Here is a 640-nt window from a genome sequence, read left to right as displayed (position 1 = left end):
GCATCTGGGCCGTCAACTGAACGAGAAGTTCAAGCTCGGCAAGGACGCCGATCCGCAGGTCTACGGTATCGGCATCAAGGAACTGTGGGAGATCGATCCCGCGAAGCATCAGCCGGGTCTAGTGATTCACACGGCCGGCTGGCCGCTCGAAAACGATACGTACGGCGGTTCGTTCCTTTACCACATCGACAACAACCAGGTGATGGTGGGTTTTGTCGTCGGCCTGGCTTATACGAATCCGTATCTGTCGCCGTTCGAGGAATTCCAGCGCTACAAGACGCATCCGGCGATCCGCAAGTATCTCGAAGGCGGCAAGCGTGTGTCGTACGGCGCGCGCGCGATGACGGCGGGCGGTTTGATGTCGCTGCCGAAACTCGTGTTCCCGGGCGGCGCATTGGTCGGTGACGATGCGGGCTTTTTGAACGCGGCGCGTATCAAGGGCAGCCACGCGGCGATCAAGACCGGCATGCTGGCTGCGGAAGCGGCGTTCGAAGCGGTGCAGACAGGTCGCACGAGCGATGAACTCACGGCTTATCCCGAAGCGTTCAAGCAGTCGTGGCTGCACACCGAACTGTACAAGGCGCGCAATTTCAAGCAGTGGATGAGCAAGGGCCTGTACCTCGGCACGCTGATGGTCGGG

Annotated in this window: 1 protein-coding gene; it reads left to right on the top strand. The window is 60.5% G+C overall.

What is annotated here, in order from left to right:
- A partial coding sequence (locus tag U4Y88_RS37600) for an NAD(P)/FAD-dependent oxidoreductase (protein ID WP_321790137.1) occupies positions 1-640 on the top strand: 640 nt, incomplete at both ends.

Source organism: Paraburkholderia sp. J94 (assembly GCF_905220285.1).
GTDB classification, from domain to species: Bacteria; Pseudomonadota; Gammaproteobacteria; order Burkholderiales; family Burkholderiaceae; genus Paraburkholderia; species Paraburkholderia tropica_A.
The sequence above is the reverse complement of the archived record's forward strand: the minus strand, read 5'-3'. Positions and strand labels throughout refer to the sequence as shown.